General features: G+C 34.9%; 34 protein-coding genes and 1 other annotated feature. Of the genes, 28 read left to right on the plus strand and 6 right to left on the minus strand.

Translation table 11 applies throughout. The features are described 5' to 3' along the window. Window positions 1-93: 93 nt before the first annotated feature. On the minus strand, window positions 94-2,268 hold the full coding sequence (gene pilM, locus NST60_RS18125; RefSeq protein WP_016202826.1) for a cell division protein FtsA: 2,175 nt from the start codon (window positions 2,266-2,268) through the stop codon (window positions 94-96). A gap of 249 nt (window positions 2,269-2,517) precedes the next feature. Here pilM and NST60_RS18130 point away from each other — a divergent pair, with 249 nt between their 5' ends. Both NST60_RS18130 and ccpA read left to right on the plus strand, forming a co-directional pair. Then, on the plus strand, window positions 2,518-3,594 hold the full coding sequence (locus NST60_RS18130) for a bifunctional 3-deoxy-7-phosphoheptulonate synthase/chorismate mutase (protein WP_016202825.1): 1,077 nt from the start codon (window positions 2,518-2,520) through the stop codon (window positions 3,592-3,594). A 396-nt stretch (window positions 3,595-3,990) separates the two neighbouring features. After that, window positions 3,991-4,989, plus strand: a complete 999-nt coding sequence (gene ccpA, locus NST60_RS18135; protein WP_224427621.1) for a catabolite control protein A — start codon at window positions 3,991-3,993, stop codon at window positions 4,987-4,989. A gap of 107 nt (window positions 4,990-5,096) precedes the next feature. On the opposite strand, the gene NST60_RS18140 is transcribed toward ccpA, so the two are convergent. Continuing rightward, on the minus strand, window positions 5,097-7,985 hold the full coding sequence (locus NST60_RS18140) for a transglycosylase domain-containing protein (RefSeq protein ID WP_224427622.1): 2,889 nt from the start codon (window positions 7,983-7,985) through the stop codon (window positions 5,097-5,099). Window positions 7,986-8,132: 147 nt separating this feature from the next. Beyond that, window positions 8,133-8,358: a binding site (T-box leader), on the plus strand. Window positions 8,359-8,445: 87 nt separating this feature from the next. On the opposite strand from NST60_RS18140, the gene tyrS reads away from it, so the two are divergent. From tyrS to NST60_RS18155, 3 genes are all read left to right on the plus strand, one after another. Beyond that, entirely contained in the window at window positions 8,446-9,702 is a 1,257-nt protein-coding gene (gene tyrS, locus NST60_RS18145; protein WP_224427623.1) for a tyrosine--tRNA ligase, read from the plus strand. Between the two features lie 379 nt (window positions 9,703-10,081). Further along, a complete protein-coding gene (locus tag NST60_RS18150) occupies window positions 10,082-10,786 on the plus strand; it encodes a hypothetical protein (RefSeq protein ID WP_224427624.1) in 705 nt (234 codons plus the stop codon). Window positions 10,787-11,121: 335 nt separating this feature from the next. Then, window positions 11,122-11,622: an AAA family ATPase gene (locus NST60_RS18155; protein ID WP_224427625.1), complete on the plus strand. Its 501-nt coding sequence runs from the start codon at window positions 11,122-11,124 to the stop codon at window positions 11,620-11,622. Between the two features lie 277 nt (window positions 11,623-11,899). On the opposite strand, the gene NST60_RS18160 is transcribed toward NST60_RS18155, so the two are convergent. The 3 genes from NST60_RS18160 to NST60_RS18170 form a co-directional block, all read right to left on the minus strand. Continuing rightward, a complete protein-coding gene (locus tag NST60_RS18160) occupies window positions 11,900-13,069 on the minus strand; it encodes a tyrosine-type recombinase/integrase (protein ID WP_061800890.1) in 1,170 nt (389 codons plus the stop codon). A gap of 61 nt (window positions 13,070-13,130) precedes the next feature. Next, complete coding sequence (locus NST60_RS18165; RefSeq protein WP_341099677.1) at window positions 13,131-13,595, minus strand: ImmA/IrrE family metallo-endopeptidase; 465 nt, start codon at window positions 13,593-13,595, stop codon at window positions 13,131-13,133. A gap of 4 nt (window positions 13,596-13,599) precedes the next feature. Further along, window positions 13,600-13,929, minus strand: coding sequence for a helix-turn-helix domain-containing protein (locus NST60_RS18170; RefSeq protein WP_082810107.1), 330 nt, complete (start codon window positions 13,927-13,929; stop codon window positions 13,600-13,602). Window positions 13,930-14,134: 205 nt separating this feature from the next. On the opposite strand from NST60_RS18170, the gene NST60_RS18175 reads away from it, so the two are divergent. The 3 genes from NST60_RS18175 (at window position 14,135) to NST60_RS18185 (ending at window position 14,929) form a co-directional block, all read left to right on the plus strand. Then, a complete protein-coding gene (locus NST60_RS18175) occupies window positions 14,135-14,359 on the plus strand; it encodes an XRE family transcriptional regulator (RefSeq protein WP_144545046.1) in 225 nt (74 codons plus the stop codon). 1 nt (window position 14,360) lies between these two features. Then, complete coding sequence (locus tag NST60_RS18180) at window positions 14,361-14,633, plus strand: hypothetical protein (RefSeq protein ID WP_341099679.1); 273 nt, start codon at window positions 14,361-14,363, stop codon at window positions 14,631-14,633. Between the two features lie 128 nt (window positions 14,634-14,761). After that, window positions 14,762-14,929 carry a hypothetical protein gene (locus tag NST60_RS18185; RefSeq protein WP_341099681.1) on the plus strand — a complete coding sequence of 56 codons (168 nt, stop codon included), beginning with the start codon at window positions 14,762-14,764 and terminating at the stop codon, window positions 14,927-14,929. On the opposite strand, the gene NST60_RS18190 is transcribed toward NST60_RS18185, so the two are convergent. Beyond that, a complete protein-coding gene (locus NST60_RS18190; protein WP_341099682.1) occupies window positions 14,926-15,117 on the minus strand; it encodes a hypothetical protein in 192 nt (63 codons plus the stop codon). The two genes, NST60_RS18185 and NST60_RS18190, sit on opposite strands and share 4 nt — an antisense overlap. 100 nt (window positions 15,118-15,217) lie before the next feature. Between NST60_RS18190 and NST60_RS18195 the strand changes: the two genes are divergently transcribed. The 20 genes from NST60_RS18195 to NST60_RS18290 all read left to right on the plus strand — a co-directional run bounded on the left by NST60_RS18195 (window position 15,218) and on the right by NST60_RS18290 (window position 23,141). After that, entirely contained in the window at window positions 15,218-15,865 is a 648-nt protein-coding gene (locus tag NST60_RS18195) for a Rha family transcriptional regulator (protein WP_341099684.1), read from the plus strand. A 15-nt stretch (window positions 15,866-15,880) separates the two neighbouring features. Beyond that, a complete protein-coding gene (locus NST60_RS18200) occupies window positions 15,881-16,009 on the plus strand; it encodes a hypothetical protein (protein ID WP_263479797.1) in 129 nt (42 codons plus the stop codon). Next, on the plus strand, window positions 16,009-16,179 hold the full coding sequence (locus NST60_RS18205; protein ID WP_341099685.1) for a hypothetical protein: 171 nt from the start codon (window positions 16,009-16,011) through the stop codon (window positions 16,177-16,179). The genes NST60_RS18200 and NST60_RS18205 overlap by 1 nt, the downstream gene beginning before the upstream one ends. Window positions 16,180-16,205: 26 nt before the next feature. After that, window positions 16,206-16,388: a hypothetical protein gene (locus NST60_RS18210; protein ID WP_341099686.1), complete on the plus strand. Its 183-nt coding sequence runs from the start codon at window positions 16,206-16,208 to the stop codon at window positions 16,386-16,388. A 102-nt stretch (window positions 16,389-16,490) separates the two neighbouring features. Beyond that, the gene (locus tag NST60_RS18215; protein ID WP_341099687.1) at window positions 16,491-16,616 is read left to right on the plus strand and encodes a hypothetical protein; all 126 of its coding nucleotides are present in this window, start codon (window positions 16,491-16,493) and stop codon (window positions 16,614-16,616) included. 1 nt (window position 16,617) lies between these two features. Continuing rightward, window positions 16,618-16,914, plus strand: a complete 297-nt coding sequence (locus tag NST60_RS18220; RefSeq protein ID WP_341099688.1) for a hypothetical protein — start codon at window positions 16,618-16,620, stop codon at window positions 16,912-16,914. After that, complete coding sequence (locus NST60_RS18225; protein ID WP_341099689.1) at window positions 16,907-17,149, plus strand: YqaI family protein; 243 nt, start codon at window positions 16,907-16,909, stop codon at window positions 17,147-17,149. Before NST60_RS18220 ends, NST60_RS18225 begins: the two co-directional genes overlap by 8 nt. Then, window positions 17,146-17,298, plus strand: a complete 153-nt coding sequence (locus tag NST60_RS18230) for a DUF6906 family protein (RefSeq protein ID WP_341099691.1) — start codon at window positions 17,146-17,148, stop codon at window positions 17,296-17,298. The genes NST60_RS18225 and NST60_RS18230 overlap by 4 nt, the downstream gene beginning before the upstream one ends. A 96-nt stretch (window positions 17,299-17,394) precedes the next feature. Then, on the plus strand, window positions 17,395-17,583 hold the full coding sequence (locus tag NST60_RS18235; protein ID WP_341099692.1) for a hypothetical protein: 189 nt from the start codon (window positions 17,395-17,397) through the stop codon (window positions 17,581-17,583). After that, window positions 17,584-17,886: a hypothetical protein gene (locus tag NST60_RS18240; protein WP_341099693.1), complete on the plus strand. Its 303-nt coding sequence runs from the start codon at window positions 17,584-17,586 to the stop codon at window positions 17,884-17,886. Window positions 17,887-17,901: 15 nt separating this feature from the next. After that, a complete protein-coding gene (locus tag NST60_RS18245) occupies window positions 17,902-18,789 on the plus strand; it encodes a hypothetical protein (RefSeq protein ID WP_341099694.1) in 888 nt (295 codons plus the stop codon). Continuing rightward, the gene (locus NST60_RS18250; RefSeq protein WP_341099695.1) at window positions 18,761-19,546 is read left to right on the plus strand and encodes a PD-(D/E)XK nuclease-like domain-containing protein; all 786 of its coding nucleotides are present in this window, start codon (window positions 18,761-18,763) and stop codon (window positions 19,544-19,546) included. The genes NST60_RS18245 and NST60_RS18250 overlap by 29 nt, the downstream gene beginning before the upstream one ends. 170 nt (window positions 19,547-19,716) lie before the next feature. Continuing rightward, window positions 19,717-20,262, plus strand: a complete 546-nt coding sequence (locus tag NST60_RS18255) for an endonuclease domain-containing protein (RefSeq protein ID WP_341099697.1) — start codon at window positions 19,717-19,719, stop codon at window positions 20,260-20,262. Window positions 20,263-20,268: 6 nt separating this feature from the next. Next, window positions 20,269-21,132, plus strand: a complete 864-nt coding sequence (locus NST60_RS18260; RefSeq protein WP_341099698.1) for a hypothetical protein — start codon at window positions 20,269-20,271, stop codon at window positions 21,130-21,132. Next, a complete protein-coding gene (locus NST60_RS18265; protein ID WP_341099699.1) occupies window positions 21,029-21,886 on the plus strand; it encodes an ATP-binding protein in 858 nt (285 codons plus the stop codon). Before NST60_RS18260 ends, NST60_RS18265 begins: the two co-directional genes overlap by 104 nt. Then, on the plus strand, window positions 21,879-22,055 hold the full coding sequence (locus NST60_RS18270) for a hypothetical protein (protein WP_341099700.1): 177 nt from the start codon (window positions 21,879-21,881) through the stop codon (window positions 22,053-22,055). The genes NST60_RS18265 and NST60_RS18270 overlap by 8 nt, the downstream gene beginning before the upstream one ends. After that, a complete protein-coding gene (locus NST60_RS18275) occupies window positions 22,045-22,314 on the plus strand; it encodes a hypothetical protein (RefSeq protein WP_341099701.1) in 270 nt (89 codons plus the stop codon). The genes NST60_RS18270 and NST60_RS18275 overlap by 11 nt, the downstream gene beginning before the upstream one ends. Further along, on the plus strand, window positions 22,311-22,514 hold the full coding sequence (locus NST60_RS18280) for a hypothetical protein (protein ID WP_341099703.1): 204 nt from the start codon (window positions 22,311-22,313) through the stop codon (window positions 22,512-22,514). Before NST60_RS18275 ends, NST60_RS18280 begins: the two co-directional genes overlap by 4 nt. Further along, entirely contained in the window at window positions 22,511-22,963 is a 453-nt protein-coding gene (locus tag NST60_RS18285) for a RusA family crossover junction endodeoxyribonuclease (protein ID WP_341099705.1), read from the plus strand. The genes NST60_RS18280 and NST60_RS18285 overlap by 4 nt, the downstream gene beginning before the upstream one ends. After that, the gene (locus tag NST60_RS18290) at window positions 22,926-23,141 is read left to right on the plus strand and encodes a hypothetical protein (protein WP_144581605.1); all 216 of its coding nucleotides are present in this window, start codon (window positions 22,926-22,928) and stop codon (window positions 23,139-23,141) included. Before NST60_RS18285 ends, NST60_RS18290 begins: the two co-directional genes overlap by 38 nt. Window positions 23,142-23,143 lie beyond the last annotated feature (2 nt).

Here is a 23,143-nt window from a genome sequence, read left to right on the forward strand (position 1 = left end):
GCGTCTACGTGTATTCAGATTACTCCAAAACATTCCCTCTATACGGAAATTAACCATCTTTTAGATATAGCAGCTTTTATCAAACAGAGACACTTAGTTGCTTGTAGTTGGGCTTTCTGTTTTTGCAGGCCAAACAATCGATAGCCGATCGTCTTTTTTTATAGGCGTTAAAAAGGTTGCATTTTCCCCGTTTCGTAACAGTTGAAAAGACCCTGCGCCATTTTGAGGCATATGGATATTTACGAAAGCAAATAAATCTTGAAATAAAAAGCCCTCAAATGGTTTTTGCTCGATTCTAATGTCGTCACCGCTATATAGGAGATCATCCATTTGAAGAATTTGACCTTTTCTTTGTATTTGTGCTAACTGTTTTGTCAGCGTTATTTTCTTATCATTAAAATATACAGGCAGTACTTGGTACATTAAAATTTGTTTTCTATCTGCCAATTCTTGAACAGTCGGCGTTTTTCTCTTTTCTAATAGAATAACATCATTATTTTCGAATAATTGATTTAAGCGACAAGAAAGACCATTTTTCATAATCTTTCCTGAGAAAGCAGGAAGGACTGTTTCTTTTCCATTAATTAAAATGTGAAAAGGCTTTAGTTCTTCGATCATATTCGATAAATGGAGTGATTCTAATGCTTCTTGAATAGTAGCATCTGCTTGATACTCGATAACATCTTTGTCTTCTATCTGGTGTTCAGCAGAAACAGCTTTTCCATTGCAAAGAATTTTGGAATGAATGGTATAGTTTTTATTGTTTATTGTTATATTTTTGTCAGATTCTGTATCAAGTAAATCCTTTATTTGAACAATAGCTTGTTCTCCATCTTTTCCGCGATAAACCATTAAGGATTCCCCGTCTTCTACAGTATCTTCCAAGGAGCATGGCAATCCTTTTCTTAAAATGGTAGGGCCTTCTCCATGACTACCTGGAATCGTTATTTTTTGATTGTTTATGGATACAATCATTGCGTTGCCGGGTTTCCCGTATAATTGGTTCATCCGAATACCTGATGCTAAAATACAATCTCCGACGGTTAGTTTATTGACTTCAAACAATCTAACGGGTTGGTCATTTATATAAACTGTTTTGTATTGGACTGGCGATTTCTCAGCCGCAATAGCAATTCCAACTGGTGTTACTAGTTCAGGTCCTAAATGGAAGTCTTTTGCAAAGGTTAAGTTTGTGATAGCATCAATTCCTCTAATTGCAACACGATTAGAAGGCAGATTTAGCATCTCAGCAATCTTTTGTTGCAGTGCTGGAGTCTGGCTTCCACCACCAACGAGCATCACTGCTTTAGGTGATTTATGATTGTTTAATGAAAGAATTTCTCGACAGATAGTATCGGCTAATTTGTCTAAAGCTGGTTCAATTTCGTTTATCACATTTTCCTTATGTAATTCAGTTGTAAAACCAAGAATATCTGAAATTGTAATTTGATCACTTTGGGATAATTCTCTTTTAGCTTTTTCGGCCAATGGAAAGTCTAATAAATATGCGTCGCTGATTGCTTCCGTTATTTCATCCCCCGCGACAGGCACCATTCCGTAAGCAGTAACTGTTCCTGTGTCTGTGATTGCAATATCAGATGTTCCTGCTCCAATGTCTACTAAGGCTACATTTAAACGTCTCATAGAAGGGGGAATAAGGACATTAATGGCAGCGATAGGTTCTAACGTCAACGCTTGCATTTCTAAATTAGCTCGATGCAAGGCAGCGATAAGCGATTCTACAACCACTCTTGGTAAAAAGGTAGCAATAATTTCTACCTTTGCAAGGGATCCTTGTTGATCGATTAGACTTCCCATTTCTTGATCATCTAGAGAATAGTAAAGAACCGAATAGCCAACACAATAGTAAAATTGACTTTTGTCACGGTCATTTTTTTCTGCGACAGAGCTTTGTGCTTGCTGGACTGCGGTTAACTCCATATGTAATATATCTTCTTTTGTAATAAGCGGTTTTCTTTCGATGTTCATTTCAAAAGACGCTCGTTCTGTCTTTAATGCTCTTCCAGCAGCAGCTACACTTACTCTTTTTAAAGGTCCATGTTTTACTTCTAATTGTTCTCTAATTTCTTTAATAATCTTGGAAACAGCTAACACGTCATGAATCTGGCCATCTAACATGGCTCTTTCGGTATGTTCAATGGATAATAAATCGGAAACATGATAACTATCCTCTTTTTTTTCTAAGATAATTCCGACAACTGATCGAGTACCAATATCTAATGCAAAAAGTTTCTCATTACTTTGCACGGGAAAACACCTTCTTTTTATTTAAAGATTGTTAATAGAATATAAGATAAATTTATAGGAAAAGATTTATTATTTGAAACAATTAAACGCTTTAACGCTTAAAAGCGTTTAATTGTTAAAGAAAAATAGTGACAATGCGATAAATATGATTTATAATTAATCCAATTAAGAGAAATGTAACATATTTTTGCATTTGTATAAATGAAATTATACAGTTTTATGCTTTTTAAATGAAGGGATGAGATGATTGTGAGCAATAAAGAATTAGAAGAATTGCGTAATCGAGTAGATGAGTTAAACTTAGAAATTTTAGAAAAAATTAATGAGAGGGCAAGTCTAGTTCAAAAAATTGGCCAGACAAAAGGAACCCACGGCGCACATCGATATGATCCTGTTCGTGAAAGAAAAATGCTTGATCATATTGTAAATAAAAATGATGGACCGTTTGATAATGCCACTATTTCTCATTTATTTAAGCAAATTTTTAAAATGGGTTTACAATTACAACAAGAAGATGATAGCAAAGCTTTATTAGTATCTCGTAAGAAAAAGGCAGAGGACACAATTGTTGACGTAAAAGGAACAAAAATTGGTGATGGTACGCCTAAATTTGTGTTTGGTCCATGTTCAGTAGAATCTTATGAGCAAGTAGCACAAGTGGCTGCATCTGTTCAGGCTAAAGGGCTAAAGCTTCTGCGTGGAGGTGCGTTCAAACCGAGAACATCACCATATGATTTCCAAGGACTTGGTGTAGAAGGCTTGAAAATTTTAAAAAGAGTAGCGGATGAATATGATTTAGCTGTAATTAGTGAAATTGTTAGTACGGAACATATTGAAACAGCATTAGATTATATTGATGTAATCCAAATTGGTGCACGTAATATGCAAAACTTTGAATTATTAAAAGCTGCTGGTAGTGTAAAAAAACCGATTCTTTTAAAACGTGGATTAGCAGCAACGATTGAAGAATTTATAAATGCAGCAGAGTATATTATGTCACAAGGAAATGATCAAATTATCCTTTGTGAGCGTGGTATTCGTACGTATGAACGTGCTACAAGAAATACATTAGATATTTCAGCTGTTCCAATTTTAAAACAAGAAACACATCTTCCAGTTTTCGTGGATGTTACCCATTCAACAGGAAGAAAGGATCTATTATTACCTTGTGCGAAGGCAGCTCTAGCTATTGGTGCAGATGGAGTAATGGCAGAGGTTCACCCTGATCCAGCAGTTGCATTATCTGATTCAGCACAACAAATGGATATTGAACAATTCGATGAATTTTACCGTGCAATACAATCTACACCATATGTAAGAGCATAAAAGGATAGAAAAATTTGTGAAAGTTAAATTGGCCCTGTATATGTTAGTTAAAATTGCTAACAAGTACAGGGTATTTTTTATTTTGAAAAAAACGTACTTAATTAATAGTTTTTAATATGTTAATATGATAAATTCATTTATATTTTTTTTTATTTTATGGTAAACTGTATGGAAGAATGCTTAAATAAAGGTATTTTTAGCTGAAAACCGGAAAAATGTCGGTTTTTTTTGAAAAAAAATGAAAGCTTGTCATTGCAGGTTTTCCAGTGATATCGTATCATTAGTACATAATTAGACAAGATTAGCTAAAAAGAGAATCGTGGATGATTAGGAAATAGCTTCTTGCCATAAAATAATAGAAGAAATTAGTTCGACTAAAAGGAGTGCGAAATAACAATGAATATAACAATATACGACGTTGCAAGAGAAGCAAGTGTTTCCATGGCAACTGTTTCCCGTGTTGTTAATGGAAATCCAAATGTGAAACCAACAACAAGAAAAAAGGTATTAGAAGTAATTGATCGATTAGGTTATCGTCCTAATGCAGTAGCAAGAGGACTTGCAAGCAAAAAAACAACTACAGTTGGCGTAATTATTCCAGACATATCAAGCACCTTCTTTGCGGAATTAGCAAGAGGTATTGAAGATATTGCTACAATGTATAAATATAATATTATTCTAAGTAATTCGGATCAAAATAAAGATAAAGAGCTACACTTATTAAATACAATGCTAGGTAAACAAGTAGATGGTATTGTTTTTATGGGCGGTAATATAACAGAAGAACATGTTGCTGAGTTTGAAAAGTCACCAGTGCCGATTGTTCTTGCAGCTAGTATTGAAGAAAGTAAAAAGATTTCTTCGGTTAATATTGATTATGCGCAAGCCACATATGATGTAGTGACTAGTTTTGTTGAGAAAGGTCATAAGTCTATTGGAATCGTACTTGGATCATTGGAAGAACCAATCAATAAAAATGAGAAATTAGGCGGTTACAAGAAGGCTCTAGAAGCTGCTGGAATCGAATATAACGAGTCCTTAGTAGTAGAAGGTGATTATAGCTATGAATCTGGTATGGAATCCTTCGATAAGTTAATGGAAAGCGATAATAAACCAACGGCTATCTTTGTAGGGTCAGATGAAATGGCGCTAGGTGTCATTCATGGGGCAGAAGATAAAGGATATAAAGTACCGGAAGATTTCGAAATTGTTACCTCTGATAATACAAAATTAACGTTAATGGTTCGTCCGCAACTAACAACAGTTGTTCAGCCGTTATATGACATTGGTGCTGTAGCCATGAGATTACTCACTAAATATATGAATAAAGAAACGGTGGAAGATCATATTGTTACACTTCCACATCGAATTGAATCTCGTAATTCAACAAAATGAGTTTAAAAAAACAAAGCTGAATGCTTTGTTTTTTTTGAAGAACAATAAACTGGAAGCTAGCTATAAAAACAAAAGGGAGAATCAATAGTAGACTCTCCCTTTCGCTTTTAAGTATTCTCTTTTTCATCAGCTTTTTCGGTTTGTTCTTTGTTGTCCTGCTGTTTATTTTCATTATTATTTGCTGGTTTATTAGCGTCTTTTTTTTCTGTGTTTTTATTCTCTGCCTTTTTACTCTCTTCGTTTTTATTTTTATCCTCTTTTTTTTCTTGCGTATTGCCTATGACAACCTCATTCGATGCCTTTGATTCTTTACCGGCAATATCAACCGCCTTAACGATATAGGTCCCTTTTCCAGCTTTAAAGCTCAACGCATTTTCTGCTTTTAAGCTTTTCACCTTTTTACCGTCTTTATATACACGATATCCAATAACATCTTTTTCACCATGCTTATTCCAGGTTATCGTATCACCTTTAAGGTTGATTTTTAGTGCGTTAGGTGCCTTTCCATTGTCTTCAATTTTATTATTAGGAATGATAAGATTCTTCAGCTTTTGATTGTTTTTGCTAAGAATACTTGGATCACTGATACGAATACCAAAAAGTTTTTCGATGTAATCAGGATTTAGCATTAATCCTGATTCAGAAAACTCACTTGGGGTTGAATCTAATGCCATGTATTTCTTGTCGCCGATTTGAACATATTTACCTGCTACTAAGCTGTCATCTCTTTTCGATGGTGCCATACCAGATTTAAATAAATCGGTTGTGACCAGTCCAGCTTTTGAGCAGCCCTCAGAAGGTAATAGTCCAGAAATAGAACACACAGATTGTCTTACGATTCCACCAGGCATTTTAAAGCTTTCTGAAGGATCTACAAGCTCAGGAGCAACGTCATAAGCTGCGTTTAGTAAATCTGCCCATAAATAGTTATTACGTTTACTGTATGATAAACCAGATGTTTCTAATGTTTTTGGTGTATCATAACCTGTCCATACACCGAACGTAACATTCGGATTTGTGGCAATTAACCAAGAGTCATTAAGATCTTGTGTTGTACCAGTTTTCCCAGCCCAATCTGACTGGAATTTTAAACGACCTTTTACAGCCGCCGCCGTTCCTTGATTAATAACATCTCTCATCATGTCCAACGTTAAATAAGCTGTTTGTGGGCTAAATACATCCACTGGCTTTACTTCATGTTGATAAATAACATTGCCGTTTTTATCTTCAATTTTCTCAATCATATATGCGTCAATATGTTTACCACTATTAGCAAATGTAGAAAATGCATTTGTATTCTCCTCAACCGTTACACCGTACGAAAGTCCTCCGATAGCGGCAGATCTTGTTGAATAGTCATTTTCATTTAAAGAAGTAATACCCATTTTTTCCAAGTATTTAATTGGATTTTGCGACAGGATATCAATATATGCCTTAACAGCAGGTACATTATAGGATTGTTGAAGTGCATATCTTGCTGTGACTAAACCATGGAATTGGTTATCGTAGTTTTTTGGCCATATTTTTCCTGGTGAACTAGGGTCTAGTCGTAATGGTACGTCTGGAAGGACACTACCTGGTGATAATGTGCCTAGTTCAATAGCTGGAGCATAAACTAATAGCGGCTTCATTGTTGATCCGTTTGGTCTCAAGCTCCTTGTAGCATGGTTTGTCGCTTCTCGATTATAATCGCGTCCTCCAACAAAGCTTATGATAGCTCCCGTTTTGTTTTCAATCATAATGGCTCCGGTTTCTACTGGTTCCATTATGGTCACTTTTTCTTTTGTTTCTGGATCAATCACTTGTTGTTCTTTATCTGGTCCAAAAAGGGAGTAATTTTTCACCGTTTTTTGTTGAATATCATAGATTTTCTTGTTGATTGTACTATGAATTTTATAGCCGTTTTGATGAATTTGACGGTCAGCAATTGTAGTGTATTGTTCTGCTAATATGTCATCTTCTTGTAAGTCTTCTTTTGTGTATCCATCTTCTTTTGCTAACAACTCAGCAATGATTTCGATACTTCTTTGTTGAATCTCAATTGTTACTGCTGGATAGTCCTCAATCGGGCTTTTTTGAGGGCCGATAAAATCTTTGGTTATATCATATGCCATTGCTGCATCATAATCTTTTTTAGAAATTTTCTCTTGATCATACATTCTGTTTAATACAGTTTTCATCCGGTTTAGACCAGGCTCTAAATTCTTTTTTAATTTCCCTTCTTGTGTAAAAGGAGTGTAACCAAATGGACTTTGTGGAAGGCCAGCAATAAATGCAGCCTGTGGCAAAGTTAAGTCCTTCGCATCAATCCCAAAAATACCGTTTGCAGCAGATTGTACACCAGCAATATTTCTTCCAGATGAATTTCTTCCAAAAGTGGATACGTTTAAGTAAGCTTCTAATATTTCATCCTTTTCAAAGAATTTCTCTAGCCTCAGTGCAAGCAGAATTTCCTTTGCTTTTCTCTCAAAGGAGACTTCGTTTGTTAAAATCTGATTCTTTATTAATTGCTGTGTTAAGGTACTTCCTCCTGATTGAGTAGAAGCATTGGTTACTTCTTGAAATAATGCGCGGAAGATGGATTTGGGCACTACTCCGTTATGAGTATAGAAATTCTCATCTTCGGTAGCAATCACAGCATCTTTTAAATAGCTTGAAACATCATTTATTTTAACTTCCTCTCTTTCAAGGTCAGTTGGTACTTTTCCTAAATAAACATTATTGGCAAAGTATAATTCTGATGTTTCTTCATAATTATAAATATCTTTTTGCATTGCTGCATAAGGACGGATTGGCTCATCCTTTACAAGTGAAGCAAAATATCCTGCACCAATTCCGAGTCCAAAAGCACCACCGATTGCAATGATGATGATAAAAACTAAAGCCACATTCCATGTTGCTTCATAGGTTATACGGGCACCTTTTAGTGTTCGTTTATTGGTGAAGAAGTTTTTAAAATGGCTTAAAGCATTTTTCCACTTCGGCCTTTCATTCATGGTATCATTCCCCCTAAAATCACATACATTATAGCATAAAGCGGAGTGAAATATAGGCAGAGTTCGATATTTTTCCTGTTTTTTCGAATATTTGTTTGACAATAACTGCATATTTATGATAAAAATAAGCTAACTATATATTGATTCGTTATTGCGTTGAAGGGAAGAAGTAGTTCTTTTATCACTATGAACAGAGAGCCATTGGTCGGTGGAAAATGGTATAAATAAAAGGATGAATTACCTCCTGGAGCTTTCACTGGGAAAGTTGTTTTAATTAGTAGCAGTGAACGGCATGAACCGTTATTCTAAATGAAGTGGAGAATATTATTTTCTCAAGTTTTGGGTGGTACCGCGCTAATTTGGCGTCCCTGCATTATATGCAGGGATTTTTTTGCGTTTATTTTTAGGCAATAGCGAAAAATATGACAGGGACAATAATTCAATTAATGGAGGAATATAAATGAATTTACTAGAAGATCTGCAATGGAGAGGGATTATTTATCAACAGACAGATGAAGAAGGCTTAAAAGAACAATTAGCAAAAGGAATGACTAGTTTATACTGTGGAGTTGATCCGACTGCTGATAGTATGCATATTGGACATTTATTGCCTTTTCTAACGTTGAGACGTTTCCAAAATGCTGGACATCGTCCAATTGTCTTAGTTGGTGGAGCTACTGGTTTAATCGGGGATCCAAGTGGAAAAAGCGAAGAAAGAAAACTACAAACATTAGATATTATTGGTCATAATGTAAAATGCTTGCAAGCCCAATTAGAAAGAATCTTTGATTTTGATGGAACAAATGGTGCGGTTATGGTGAATAACTATGACTGGGCAGGAAAAATGGATATTGTTACATTCCTACGTGATTACGGAAAACATATTGGAGTTAACTACATGTTAGCAAAAGATACGATTGCTAATCGCCTAGAAACAGGAATTTCCTTTACTGAATTCACATATACGATTTTACAAGCGTTAGACTTTTTACATTTATATGAGCATCATGATTGTAAATTGCAAATTGGTGGTAGTGACCAATGGGGAAATATTACGACTGGACTTGAATTAATCAGAAAGAATATGCAAGAAGGAGCAAAGGCTTATGGATTAACAATTCCTCTTGTAACAAAAGCGGACGGTACAAAATTCGGTAAAACAGAAAGCGGAGCGGTTTGGTTAGATCCTGAAAAAACAACACCGTATGAGTTTTATCAATTTTGGATTAACACTGCAGATGCTGATGTGATTAAGTATTTAAAATTCTTTACTTTCCTTTCGAAAGAAGAAATTGAGGGATTAGAAAAATCTGTACAAGAAGAAGCACATTTACGCAATGCACAAAAAACGTTAGCAGAAGAAATGACAAAATTAATTCACGGGGAAGCTGCCCTTGAACAGTCACAAAAGATAACGGCAGCACTCTTTAGTGGAGATATTAAAAATTTAACTGCGGGAGAAATCAAACAAGGTTTTAAAGATGTGCCGACATATGAACATACAGAAGGGGAAGCTCTGCTTGTTGATTTACTTGTTGCAGCTGGCATTGTATCCTCTAAAAGACAAGCACGTGAAGATATAACAAATGGCGCTGTCTACATCAATGGCGAACGTAAACAGGAATTAGATTATGTGCTTGCAGCAGAAGATCGTATCGAAGAACAATTTACGGTAATTAGACGTGGAAAGAAAAAATATTATTTAATAAAGTTTTAAGGGAAAACGCCCTGAAAGGATAACTTTTAGGGTGTGTTTTATTTAGCTAGTAAAGATAGTTTAATTTCCGTGGGAAAAATCTTAAAGTTATCGATAATTGAAATAAGAAACTACCTCTGAAAACTCTTTTTTTCCGAATGGCAACATTTTGTTACAAAATATTGTCTAAAATGTGAAAAAGATATATTTTTTTCCAATTGTAATCTGTTTATCGGATAAAATGCTTTATACTTATATCCATAAACAATTAATTGGAGGAGGGGGAAGCGGGAAGATGTAGAATAGACTTACTTTTCCTGTGAAATCAATGAAATTAAACAGTGAAGTCTTAAATATACCGTCTCCTTTTTTAGAGTATATTGTGATGAGAATGTTTCTGATGAAGTATTTTGAAAAGGAACATTACTCTATCGCCTTTCAATATCCTTTAAGCCGTTTTGAAAGCAGTTATGTGATACCTGAATTTCAAATGCTTTTTGATAAAGTAAAATGGAAAAATAATGTTATTACTTTAATTAATTTACGCCAGAATATATATGAACAAATCTTAATGCAGGTAAAAAAATGTGAAAATCAATCAGCTTATCTTACGATTATTAACTATTTAAATCAACAAATGAAAGTTGAGGATCGTATGGATTGCTTTCCAACAATCTTGACTGGTGATCTTGTTTCGCCTGAATGGAGTGTCGGGCAAAAAAAAGATGGAATAATAGAGTTATCCAAGAATCAAAAAGCATTTGGAGATAGAGTGGGTCTTTCTAGTGGAGAAACTAAGGTAAAAAACGAATTGGAATTACAAAAGATAATTTATCAGGTCGTTCATGAATACTGGCTCGTATATGAACAAAAACGGGAAAAAACGGTTATTCAAATAAGCCTACCAAATATTAAATATACTAGAGACATAGAGATGAAAATAAAAGATTTGTTCTTTCCATTCTTCCATCAAGTACAAGTAGCAACTTTTTTTTATGAAGAAGGCTTATATATAAATAACATTATTGTAAAAAAACCGAAAAAGAAAGAAAAGGCTAATTGGGGGGAGTTACTGTTTCCCTTGGGAGAAGAAAGCGACTTTTAGTTGAAAGAAGACATTAAATTCAAATAGCGGAATAATAAAAAAGCTCTGGTTCTTTGCGGAATCCAGGGCTTTTTGAAACCAAGGAATTGAGCGTTAATCCAAGAAGAATTAATGCTTTTTATTTAGGTTTCTTTTTGTAAATAAAGGGGCAGTCCAGATTGAACAAGAACAACAAGAAATGTTAAAATTTAAGCGATTGCAAACTTTTAAGGTCTATATGAAAAATGGTGAATGTGAAGCCATCGTATTTTTTTGCACCAACAGTTATTACATTTCAAGGATAAACGCTGATAAGCATAGCTTACAATCTTATCCACTGAATGGAGGGGATAGCCATGGGCATTAGAAATTATCTGATTGAAGGCGTTTCCTGCACGGGCAAAACATCGGTTTGTAATGAATTGCAGAGGCGCGGCTACCATGCCATTCATGGTGACCGTGAATTGGCTTATCAAGGTGATCCGGAAACTGGTACACCGACGGATAGTGGCACGCATGAGCACCACATTTGGCGTATAGATAAAGTAAAAGCTTTGGTTGCCAACCAGGATGAGGAGGTAACATTTTTCTGCGGTGGTTCTAGGAACTTTCCAAAATTTATAAATCTATTTGATAGCGTCTTTGTCCTCGAGGTGAACCTTACCACATTGAACGAGCGGCTTGATGGGCGACCGGAAAATGAGTGGGGCGGAAAGAAATCAGAAAGGGAACGCATTGTGCGATTACACCAAACGAAAGAAGACATTCCGAAAAATGGAATTATAATCGATGCCACCGCACCGATCGAGCACGTCGTTGACGAGATTGTCCGTCATAGCGAAGAAAATAAACGCTAACGATAGTAATTTTAACTCTTGGAGCGGAAAGTAATATCTCTTATTCAAAAATTCTACTTGTATACACGCGCTGAAATCACAGCCCCAATTTCATTCATATTTAATATCTAATACGCCGGTCGGTTAGTGAATAAAAAGAAAAAAGCCTTGAAATCTTGATTTAACAAGGTTTCTAAGGCTTTTAACATTGTGCTTCGCAAAGCAAAGGTATTAACGAGAGTAGAACTCACTACTCTCACAAACCCTTATTATATAAGTCTTTTAAACACCTATTTTATTATCTAGCCCCAAAACCAGCCCCAATTTGCTTTAACGCATTATCAAAGGCAGCAATTGATTCTTCTTCGAGATCTTTAAAAGAATGACCATAAATATCTAATATCATTTGTGGAGTGTTTCCTAATCTGTCAGCAATTACTTTCACAGGTATTCGTTGACTAATTAAAATAGTCGCATGAGTATGTCTTAGACCATGGGGGGATATGGTTTTCAGATTAATTTCTTTAGAAACTCTTCTCATGGAATACATGATAGTATTTTCAGTAATAGGAGTAGCAGTTTGATATGAGATAAATATAAAATCATCATTTTTTAATTTATATCCGAACGATAACTTTATCTCTTTGCACCATCTACGATATACTTTAAGTTGTTTAACCAGTTCCTCATTAATTAAAATAGCTCGGGTACTACGTTTAGTTTTTGGGGAACGGACACCTTTATTATCTCTAGTGCGTTTTACAGATAAGGTTTTATCTTCGAAATTAATATCTTCCCAAGTTAAACCTAGCGCTTCACCTTTTCGTAATCCAGTAAATGAAAGAAGTAATATTAGTGAATAATTCGTTATATTTTCAACTTCTTTAGCTTGTTTAAGGAATTGGTTTAATTCTGTTGCTGTATAGAAATTATCTTTCGGTTCTTCATTTTCAATAGTAATTTTATTGAATCGATTTCTAGGTATAATTTCATCATCAACAGCTGCGTTAATAGCAACCTTAAATAAACGGTGAAATAGTTGTACTGTACTAGGTTTATATTTTTTTAGCAAAGTATTAATATACACTTTTTTATAAGTGGTTTTATCTAACTCAGCTAATTTATATTTACCCAATAAAGGTTTCATTTGATATTTTATGGCATTAGAACGCTGCAATTGAGAAGTTGGTTTCCATTCATTTTTATGAGTTTCAAACCAAATATCCAACCATTCACTTATGGTTAAATTATTATGCTCCACTTTCTTTATTTCCCCATCCATTGTGGATGTTCTTACTTCTAACAAAGCCCTATAAGCTTCATTTTCGGTTTTGAAATTTTGCTTTTTCTTCTCTTTTCTTTTTCCTGATGAATCATAATATTTATGACGATAACACCATAACTTTTCTTTTTTAGTATTGAAATAATAATATAATTCGTTATCCTTTTTTGATTTGTGTAACTTCATAGTAAATCCCTTCTAGCGTGGACAGACACTTTTTAGGGCTTATGAAAACACAATCACCTCCTTAAAATTCTTCGAAAAATTCTACAACACTTAATGGATCAAAAGAAATCGTTAAGCCATCCACAATCTTAAAAAGCCCATATTCTTCTTTATAACGATTAATAGCTTCTTCTAAAAACTTTTCTGTTACATTAAGAAATTCAGCTAATTCATACTTATTTTTTATTCCAGCTTTATGGGCTTGTACAATCTTTTTTAAAGGAACAAGCTTTTTATATCCCCAATTTCTTGCAAGTTTCTCTTGTTTTCTATTTACAAGAGATTTTAAATCCAAGATATTACCACTTGTTTTTAGGTGATGTCCTATTTCTTCGGATAAAGTACAGTATTTTTCAGTAGATGATTGATCTTTATTTATCCATATAATTCTGTCACTATATATCCCTTTCATAGATGACGGTAGTTTTCTTTCATATACATCTACTTTGTATTTTTCTGCTTCTACTAAAAGAGTCTCATAGTTCATATTATTAGTCCCTAGAGCGTCTGGATCTCACGAATTCTTTAAAGCGTTCAATTTCTTCTAGTTCTTCTTCAGTCCATTCTTCACCATCATGGTGTGCAGCAATTGTTTCAATTTCATAATCTTCGTCATTTGCCATTTTTTCTAATTGATCAGTAGTAATGTTAAGTCCTTTACACACTTTTAGTACATTATCTACTGAAGCATTTCCGATTCCACGTTCTAACATTGAACGTAATGTTGTATATGGAAGATCTATGCTTTCCGCAAAAGCTTTCATGGATGATGCTTTCTCATTTATTAAATTTCTTATAATTTCTGTTCTAACGTCTTTCACTTCTTATTCTCCCCCGAGTCGTTTTTATACGAAAAATCGTATGTCTATAATTCCATTATATAGATAAAAGTAGGATTGTAAATAGAAAAATACGATTTTGCATATTTTTTTAAATTATTTCGTTGACTTAATACGAAATTGAGTATATGATAAACACAAGATACGAAATTGAGTATCGAACTTAACAAGTAAAGGAGGTTTTAGCTTGTTAAATAACTTAAAGGCAGAGTTATCCCGTAAAGCACTTACTGCTAAAGATATTGCAGCACTTCTTGATAAGAGAGTTGCAACAATTTACGACAAGATGAATGGTCATTATTCATTTAGTTTCGAAGAAGCACTGCTAATAAGAGATCGGTTTTTCCCGGAATTTACTCTTGAGTATCTATTTAAAAAGGAGAATCAGATAGCTCGAAAGGAGGTGATCTAGTTTGAACATTGCTGAAGTAAAAGTAAATGTTAACCAATCAGAAGTCAAAGCTTATATCAATCAAAAATTAGAAGAAACATTGCGAGAAGCTTTATTTACTTGGGATTTAGATCAGATGTCCAAACGAACTTGTATGAGTAAATCATTCTTAGAAAATGAGTTTCTCCAGGATCCGAGAATGAGGTTGCTGGAGAGACGCAAAGAAAAAGGTAAAAGATTTTGGTTCTATGAAGAATCAAAGCAAGTAATGAAAGAAATTATGGACGAATGGTAACAAATAAAAAAAGCGTGGACAGACGCAAATCTATACAATCCAAAGCGCTGTGAACCGAGCCAATGACGGTTAATGAAAATACTAATAGCAGAATAGACGGTTGCAACGTCAATACAGGAGAAGGAGAAATGGAGGTGAGAAAAATGAAAGAGATAAAAATTAATGTTGATTACTCTTCACTAGACGAAGTGAAGGAAAAGGTTGATTCATTGATTTTTCATTTAGAAAAAGCCAATTCATTGGTAGATGAACTGGCTAGCAAAGATGTTTCAATATCAGTATCTCTTAATGATTAATTTTTTAAATCAATGGTCTTTTTACAGTTAGGACAATTATTAATCCCAAGTTTCATAGTAATTGTTTCCTTACAATGAGGACATTCGAGATTTACTCCTGAGTTACGGAGTTTGTCTTCAGCAATTTTCATAGCTTTCTTTTTAAGTTCCTTTTCAAAATTATTATTCATTTTGATTTTTATAGACATATATATTCACCTCCTTTCGTACCAAGTCTGTCTGGGGAGACAAGACTATTGTACCAAATGGAAGTGAAAGGAAATAGACAAATTTGGAAGGAGAAACAAAATGAGCCAATTAGTTTTCGTAAATGACAATCAAGTATTCACAGATAGTTTGACAGTAGCAGAAGTGTTTGGGAAACGACACGATGCTGTGCTAAGAGATATTAGAAATTTGGAATGTAGCGAAGAATTTAATCTCCACAATTTTGCGGAGATCAATTACACAGATGAAAGAAATAGAACATATAAAAAATACTTAATTAAACGTGATGGATTAGCATTTCTAGTGTTTGGTTACACAGGTGCAAAAGCTGCTGAATACAAAGAAAAATACATTCAAGCATTTAACGCAATGGAAGAAGAACTAAGAAAACCCAAAGTACTTACAGATCGTGAACAACGTGTGGAAGCCTTAAAACTAACTTTAGAACACGAAGAAAAGCTAGTCGAGTATGATGGCAGACTAGCCAAGCTGGAAGACAACGTAAGAATCGATTCATTCGAACAGAATGCCTTACAGAAGCAGATTAAAAAGCGAGTGTACAAAGTATTCGAAACAGCCAATCCGAATGGATTAGACCTAAAGAAATTGTTCCCATGCATCCACAGAAACTTTAGAGATGCGTTCGGAGTACCGACCTATCGTGATTTACGCAAGTTGGATTATGAAGAAGCCATTTCATGGGTGAAGACATGGAGACCATTAATTTAAAAGGAGATGATGATCGTGAGCAACTATCAAAAATCAGAAATGCTACTAAACTTCGCATTTGAAATGACATTGAAAGGTCATCTTAAAAAGGCAGAGTGGGCTAGGGAAAAGAGTCGTAAATATTATGAAATGGGTGTGAAGTAATGAAATTAAAAGCAGTAAGTTCAACTGGAAAAGCATTAACAGAATTAACACCTGAGCAACAGCAAAGATTTATTGAGCACTTAGCTGAACAGCAAGATGAAAACATAAAGTTTGGTATGGAATTGAGTCTAATGATTTTAGGTTATGAAGTTGTGGAGGGGGAGGAGTAGATAACAACTGTGAAGGAGTAAAAATCATGGAATATAGAGACTTTAGAGTAATTTGGAAAGCAAATGGAATGGATTTTAATTACAACGGAAGTGAAACAGTTTGGTCTACAGATGAAGAAAACGCAAAAGAAAAAGCAATCCAAGTTGTATCAAGAAAAATGGTAATGGCACGTAGTTTAATTACTATTGAATCAGTTGAAGCAGTTTAATCCGAACAGTACGAAACTACACCGACAAAAGTCGGTACTCTTTTTACACTTCATGCAGAAATTGTCTAACGGTTTAAATCATATTTTAAGGAGGTGAGCATAGTGAGCCAAGAAGTTATCAACGCAATATTTGACGGTGATCTACATACAAAGCTTGAAGGTGTAGAGTTCTCCACAAGTCCAAGAGAAGTAATCACAGTAGGCGAAATGATGGAAGGGAATGAGTGAAATGAATGCAGCAGAAATGAGAAAGAAATCTACAGCTAATCGACATAAAGTAGCTGTGGCGAACTTAGAACAATTTATTAATAGAACAAATGAAATTATCAAAAGCAAAGCTAATGATGGTCATTTCAGTTACATCACACCTGTTCCCAGTGATCCTTTATGGAATGATTTTAAATTAACTAAATCACTAGTGAACTATTACAAAGATAGAGGTTTTCAAGTGAGTGTTATCGACTTGTTGCTTAGTGTTACGTTGAAGATTTCATGGTTGGAAGAAGGGGAGGAGTTACATGATTGAACATCCTATGATAACTCGGATAAATGCCACTGGTTATCCATCAAAAGATATCGAGCCGCAGGAAGAAAAACTAAAGAAAGTTGCTTGTAAGGATGTTTATGGAAATGTGGTTTTGGTTGGCGAAAACATTTGGATCCATAACGGTGAAGTTATTAAAGATGATAGCTTAGAAGATTACTTGATTAAGGTTCTAGGCTTTGAAAATAAGAAAGCAGAAGTGGAGGACGAGCTATGAAACAAGGTAAGAACCCGACTAAAAAGCAAAAGATACACATTAAAAGTTACTGGTTAAATCCTGATAACTGGTTGATATATAAGAATGCTGGTGATCAAGTTTCATTAGTTCATAGATTTACAGGGACGACAAGAAAAATCCCAAAATAAAAGACCCGTGTTGGCGCACGAGTCAAGCGACTTTCAAACAAATAGTTAAGTACATGATAAGACATATTTTTTTAAAAATCAAGGGGAGGTTAGCAAATGCCGTTTTTCCACTCTAAGGATATTTATTATCAGAATAAAACAATTTGGAGTCCTGAAACTCCAGCATTAGTAGCACTTTATAACTTCCTAGAAGAACATAGAGAGTTATTGGAAGGTAGTCGTATTTATCAAAGCCTTACAGAAATATACGAAAAAATGGATGAAGAATTGAAGGAGGAAGAATAAATGCGTTTAGATAGTATCTGGGATACAGAAAAAGGAGTAAATGATTATCCAAAAGTAAAAGAGTCTTTACTTAAACGTTTTGGAGTTAAAAGCATGTACGACATTAGATTGAATAATTTTTGTGAGGATTATTCCAAAAACAGTGGTTATGGCACTCATGTTTACTATGGGAAGTTAAAGGATGATGTAGAAGTTTCAGAATTAGAACTAGCCATGATCTGCGACAATGGATATTCGTTTTTCGGTGGCAGTAGCGTAATCGATGCTGATAAAAAATTTAAAGTGGAAATTTGGTTTGATTAAAAGGAGGAAGAATAAATGAGCGAATTGTCTTTGCAATATAACCAGCAACAACAACCAGGAGTATTAGCGCAGTCTTCAAGCAGCAGAGAAATGGAGGAAGTAAAAGGTCAAATATTTATGGCCAAACAGTTTCCTAGAAATGTGTTTGATGCAGAAAAACGGATTTTAGATAACTGTAAAAGACCAGCATTAGCAGAGCAAGCAGTCTATAGCTATCCACGTGGAGGAAGTAAGGTTGAAGGTCCATCTATTCGTCTAGCTGAGGTTTTAGCTCAAAACTGGGGCAATTTATCGTTTGGTGTAAAAGAACTCGAACAACGTAACGGTGAATCTGTAGCAATGGCTTATGCATGGGATTTAGAAACAAATGTAAGACAGGAAAAGATTTTCACTGTTCCTCATTCTAGAAAAGCTAAAGGGAAAATTCAAAAGTTAGATGATCCACGCGATATTTATGAATTAGTTGCCAATCAAGGTGCGAGAAGAGTCCGCGCTTGTGTCTTGAGCATAATCCCTGGTGACATTGTTGATAAGGCAGTTGAGGAATGCAATAGAACTATGCAAGGAAATAATACTAAGCCATTTAAAGAAAGATTAAACGCTGCTTTAAGTATGTTTAAGGAAAAACACAGAGTTACCCAAGAGCAAATCGAATCGAGATTTGGATATAACGTATCAGCTTTTACTGAAAGAGATTTAAACGATCTAGGAAAGATATATAACTCCATTAAAGATGGAATGAGCAAAGTGGAGGAATGGTTCGATAAAGCACCAACAAATAAAAAAGAGAACAATGAAAAGGGCAGCACGCTGGCCGAGTCTTTCAAAGAAGAGAAGGGAGCTGACAAGGTAGATGGAAAAGAAGCTGCTCCAATTGAACAAGGAGAATTATCATTCGATTGAAGCTGATCGAGATTATATGTCAGTTTCCCAGTTTAAAAGCTTTGTAGAGTGTGAGGCAAAAGCATTCGCAAAACTAAATGGTGAGTATAAACAACCTTCTTCAAATGCTTTGATTGTCGGTTCTTATGTACATGCAGCATTCGAAAGTGAAGAAGCCTTTAAAGAGTTTATAGAACAAAATAATGGTGCTATTTATAAGTCGCGTGGTGGCATGTATTCAGACTTTGAAACAGCTAATTCTATGATATATGCAGTAAAACAGGATCCATTCGCTATGTTTGCAATGGAAGGTGAGAAAGAAGTGATTTTCACAGGGGAACTATACGGTTCTCCTTGGAAAATCAAAGTGGATTCCATTAATCATAGTAGAAATACTTTCTCGGATTTAAAGACTACACAGGACCTTCATAAAAGGTACTGGAGCGATAAATACGAAGGCTGGGTATCATTTGTCGAAGCTTGGGATTATGTCCTTCAAGTGGCTATTTACAGGAAGATAATCGAGCAAAACATAGGTGTTTCATACAATCCTTATATCGTGGCTGTCACAAAAGAAAATCCACCTAATAAAGCTGTTTTACATTTTGACGAATCGAGATTTTCATTCGAGTATGAATATGCAGAAATGAAGATGGAACGATTTATACAGGTGAAACATGGTAAGGAGAAGCCTATCGGTTGTGGCAAATGTGATTATTGTAGGTCAGTAAAAAAACTATCAGACACCATGGAAATAGGATCGCTGCTTTATGTATGACCAAGATGTTCCTACTCATGTTGTCTTGCCAGAGTGGATTTGGAAGGAAGCAAAAGATACGGAACATCTTAAACAACTTATTTTGCAATATATACAAAAGTGCTATCCCGGTTATTGAGTTAAGAAAGTATCAAATGGAATGGCGATTTGTTATAGGAGGTAGGATTTGAGTGAATAAAAATTTTTTTGAAGAAGAAATACAAAAATCACAGTTTGAAGAAATGCTAGAAAACATGATGATTGATCTCAAAAATATGCCAGTGTCTGTAAAAGATGCAGCGTACAAAAAAGCAGCTGGAATATTAGAAGAAGAAATGAAGTTAATTAGAGATTGTGACACTCCAATTGAGTACTTGTTAGCAACGGAGTTACAAAAGCAAATTGAGGAATTGATGGAGAATCATGATTTGTACCACGAGATTATTCCTCAATCAACAATATGGATTGAAGATAAAAGATATCGTGCTGATTTATTAATAAACACACTCCCATTTTTCGGTTCTGCTAAATACACATCCATCATAATCGAGTGTGACGGACATGAGTACCACGAAAAAACGAAGGAACAGGCTATAGCTGATAAAACAAGAGATAGAGACTTGCAAATGGAAGGATATAGAATCATTAGATTTTCAGGTAGTGAAATTTATCAGAATCCTAAAAAGTGTGCAGCTGATGTAATTCGTTTCATCAAAAGAGTTATTTATGAGGAGTGATAAGTAATGGCTAAGTACAGACAAGTACATGTAGAGTTTTGGCAAGATGGATTTGTACTAGATCTAACTCCAGAAGAGAAGTACTTTTACATTTACCTTATGACTAATAGCAAAACTTCTCAATGCGGCATTTATGAATTACCTAAAAGAATTATAGAGACAGAGACAGGTTATAACCGAGAAACGGTTGATAAATTGTTAAATCGTTTTATCGAATACGGAAAAATAAAATTTGACGATTCTACGAAAGAACTCTTTATAACAAATTGGATTAAATACAACGCTGTGAAAAGTCCAAAAGTTATAGCGTGCATTAAAAAAGAGTTAGGAACTATAAAGAATAAGCAATTTGTAAGGGAATTTATCGGTCTTTGTAAACAGTATGGATACGGTATAGATACCCTATCCATAGACTATGGGGAAGAAGAAGAAGTAGAAGAAGAAGTAGAAGAAGAAAAAGAAGAAGAAAAAGAAAGAGAAGAAGAAGCAGAAGCAGAAGAAGAATCTTTGCTGCTTGCTAAAAAGACACTTCTTCAAAAATTCATTTCGCTAAGAGGATATGGATTTGACCATTCTCCAAAAGATGATCAAGCTGCTGATGAAATTTTAGAATCAGGTGTTAATATCAATGATGCTATTTTATGGCTTGAAGAGAGATTTAATACTTATGAACCTAAACACTCTAGAGATAAAATCAACAGCTTAAATTACTGTGTTGGTTTCATTCTTGATAAGTACTATTCCAAATTGAATGGCGGTGAGAAAAATGGCAGAAGCAAGAAGTATCGCTCAGGTAATGGAAGAGCTCCAAAAAAGAGTAGCGAATCGATCACAGGAAACCAAGTCGGATGGCTCGGAAAACGAGATTAAATACAATTGCTCTAAATGTGAAGACAAAGGATTTTACCTAGAGGACATTCCAGATTTAGATGATGAAGGGATCCAAAGAAAATGGCCCAATGGTGAACTTAAATTCTATCTAACTATGAAAGATTGTACATGTGCCAAAAAGAAACGTTCTAACCACCTTCTTAAATTCAGTGAGATAACAGAAGAGTTTCGGAAAATCAATTTTTCTAGCTTTACCTTAGATGGTAAAGACAGTGTTATCCATGATGCCTACCGTTGTGCTATTGCTTACTTTAAAAACTATGAAGGCATTAAGACTAATCGTGTAAACAGTATATCCCTTCTTGGACAACCAGGTTCGGGGAAAACACATCTTCTTATCGCATTAGCTAACAACCTAATCATGAAGAAACAAGTGAGTGTATTGTACTTCCCATTCGTTGAAGGTTTTAACGATCTTAAAGACAACTTTGACCGATTGGAAGAGAAGCTAACGAAAATGAAACGTGTTGATGTGTTGTTTATAGATGATTTGTTCAAAGGTCGCGACTTTCCTACAAACTTTCAGATTGAACAAATGTTTGCGGTTATTAATTACAGATACATCAATCATAAGCCGATTATGATTTCTTCTGAAAAAACAGTGGATGAACTTTGCGATATTGACGAAGCTCTAGGAACAAGAATTTTCGAAATGAGCAAGGATTATACAGTTGTTATCAAAGGTGATCGTAAGAAGTTAAATCATAGATTGGTAGGCTTAGACAATGTGTAATCTATGTAACGGAAAGAGAGTTGTTCATGAGTTTGAAGCATACGGCATTCGCTATAAACCTTGTCCTAATTGCCCGCCTATAACAGAAAAAGAGTTCAATGCTGATTTAGATGCACTCAAAGAGCGAATCAAAGCATTTAAGAAGGAAATGAGCGCAGTTGGCAGCTAAGAAGAATCGAACATCACCGCATAACTATAAGCCAGACGGAAGGGCAAGAAGTGACAGAAAAATAACAGTTCTCGAAGATTGTAACTTTGAGTTTTATGAAAGTGACTTAAAAGAGATTTCTAAACAATTCAATGATTTCCGAGATATAGAGCCAATCGCCAAAATGATGAATCGTGATCCAGATGAAATCATGCTGGCGGTCATTCATCTAGCGAAATGTAAGAAATTAAAACAAGTGAATAGGAGGAAGAAAAAATGAAGTGCTGTTATCCAAATTGCAATCAAGATGCAAGCAGTACTTGGGCGCTCGTTCCATTGTGTGTCCATCACCATAAATCCATCGAAGAAGAAACGTATTATAACCAAGATCGAAGTAAGAGAATTCCTTATGGATTAAGAGAAAATTATTTGAAAATTGCAAGCCAAATACCATGGAGTTATAAGGAGTGGGAAATTTGATATCATTCACAGTTTTTGGAGAACCAGTAGCGCAAGAAAGACCACGTTTTAGTAATCATGGCGGCTTCACAAGAGCCTATGATCCTAAGAAATCAAAGGACTTTAAGCAATATGTGAAATTAGTTGCTGCTGAATATAGACCACCTGCTCTTTTAGAAGGTCCGTTATTACTGGAAGTTAAGGTATACAAACCTACTTTAAAGAGTTTTAGCAAAAAGAAGACTGCAGCTGCTGAAAGTGGAGAATTACGTCCAGTCACAAAACCAGATGTTGATAACTATGTGAAAGGTATCAAGGATGCTCTTAAGCAAATCATTTGGAATGATGATAGCCAAGTAGTGGATTTACACGTTAGCAAATGGTATTCGCAGACTCCTAGAATCGAAGTAACTGTATCGGAAGTGAAGACTCATGAACCCAGTTATCATCAGAAGACAGCGGAAATATGAAGCTGTACAAGCAATTAATGATCTAGTAAGTCGAGGTTATGAGATTACTTATCCCCTTACTGAGATTAAGAAAGATGGAAAAGTATTTGACCGAGATAGTTACAACAGAAAAATCTTTGTCCAAAACACACATAGTAGTTGCTGGATAGCCAAATTAAGAAAAGTGGAAGGTCAATAGGA

Origin of the sequence: Niallia sp. FSL W8-1348 (assembly GCF_038006745.1) — a bacterium.
In the GTDB taxonomy this organism is placed as follows: Bacteria; Bacillota; Bacilli; order Bacillales; family Cytobacillaceae; genus Niallia; species Niallia alba.

What these genes read in the sequence shown, in the direction of transcription:
- ccpA (WP_224427621.1), top strand. Translation starts at nt 3,991, where the DNA reads ATGAATATAACAATATACGACGTTGCAAGAGAAGCAAGTGTTTCCATG.
- NST60_RS18140 (WP_224427622.1), bottom strand. Translation starts at nt 7,985, where the DNA reads ATGAATGAAAGGCCGAAGTGGAAAAATGCTTTAAGCCATTTTAAAAAC.
- tyrS (WP_224427623.1), top strand. Translation starts at nt 8,446, where the DNA reads ATGAATTTACTAGAAGATCTGCAATGGAGAGGGATTATTTATCAACAG.
- NST60_RS18150 (WP_224427624.1), top strand. Translation starts at nt 10,082, where the DNA reads ATGAAGTATTTTGAAAAGGAACATTACTCTATCGCCTTTCAATATCCT.
- NST60_RS18155 (WP_224427625.1), top strand. Translation starts at nt 11,122, where the DNA reads ATGGGCATTAGAAATTATCTGATTGAAGGCGTTTCCTGCACGGGCAAA.
- NST60_RS18160 (WP_061800890.1), bottom strand. Translation starts at nt 13,069, where the DNA reads ATGAAGTTACACAAATCAAAAAAGGATAACGAATTATATTATTATTTC.
- NST60_RS18165 (WP_341099677.1), bottom strand. Translation starts at nt 13,595, where the DNA reads ATGAACTATGAGACTCTTTTAGTAGAAGCAGAAAAATACAAAGTAGAT.
- NST60_RS18185 (WP_341099681.1), top strand. Translation starts at nt 14,762, where the DNA reads ATGGAGGTGAGAAAAATGAAAGAGATAAAAATTAATGTTGATTACTCT.
- NST60_RS18190 (WP_341099682.1), bottom strand. Translation starts at nt 15,117, where the DNA reads ATGTCTATAAAAATCAAAATGAATAATAATTTTGAAAAGGAACTTAAA.
- NST60_RS18195 (WP_341099684.1), top strand. Translation starts at nt 15,218, where the DNA reads ATGAGCCAATTAGTTTTCGTAAATGACAATCAAGTATTCACAGATAGT.
- NST60_RS18205 (WP_341099685.1), top strand. Translation starts at nt 16,009, where the DNA reads ATGAAATTAAAAGCAGTAAGTTCAACTGGAAAAGCATTAACAGAATTA.
- NST60_RS18210 (WP_341099686.1), top strand. Translation starts at nt 16,206, where the DNA reads ATGGAATATAGAGACTTTAGAGTAATTTGGAAAGCAAATGGAATGGAT.
- NST60_RS18220 (WP_341099688.1), top strand. Translation starts at nt 16,618, where the DNA reads ATGAATGCAGCAGAAATGAGAAAGAAATCTACAGCTAATCGACATAAA.
- NST60_RS18225 (WP_341099689.1), top strand. Translation starts at nt 16,907, where the DNA reads ATGATTGAACATCCTATGATAACTCGGATAAATGCCACTGGTTATCCA.
- NST60_RS18230 (WP_341099691.1), top strand. Translation starts at nt 17,146, where the DNA reads ATGAAACAAGGTAAGAACCCGACTAAAAAGCAAAAGATACACATTAAA.
- NST60_RS18235 (WP_341099692.1), top strand. Translation starts at nt 17,395, where the DNA reads ATGCCGTTTTTCCACTCTAAGGATATTTATTATCAGAATAAAACAATT.
- NST60_RS18240 (WP_341099693.1), top strand. Translation starts at nt 17,584, where the DNA reads ATGCGTTTAGATAGTATCTGGGATACAGAAAAAGGAGTAAATGATTAT.
- NST60_RS18245 (WP_341099694.1), top strand. Translation starts at nt 17,902, where the DNA reads ATGAGCGAATTGTCTTTGCAATATAACCAGCAACAACAACCAGGAGTA.
- NST60_RS18260 (WP_341099698.1), top strand. Translation starts at nt 20,269, where the DNA reads ATGGCTAAGTACAGACAAGTACATGTAGAGTTTTGGCAAGATGGATTT.
- NST60_RS18265 (WP_341099699.1), top strand. Translation starts at nt 21,029, where the DNA reads ATGGCAGAAGCAAGAAGTATCGCTCAGGTAATGGAAGAGCTCCAAAAA.
- NST60_RS18270 (WP_341099700.1), top strand. Translation starts at nt 21,879, where the DNA reads ATGTGTAATCTATGTAACGGAAAGAGAGTTGTTCATGAGTTTGAAGCA.
- NST60_RS18280 (WP_341099703.1), top strand. Translation starts at nt 22,311, where the DNA reads ATGAAGTGCTGTTATCCAAATTGCAATCAAGATGCAAGCAGTACTTGG.
- NST60_RS18290 (WP_144581605.1), top strand. Translation starts at nt 22,926, where the DNA reads ATGAACCCAGTTATCATCAGAAGACAGCGGAAATATGAAGCTGTACAA.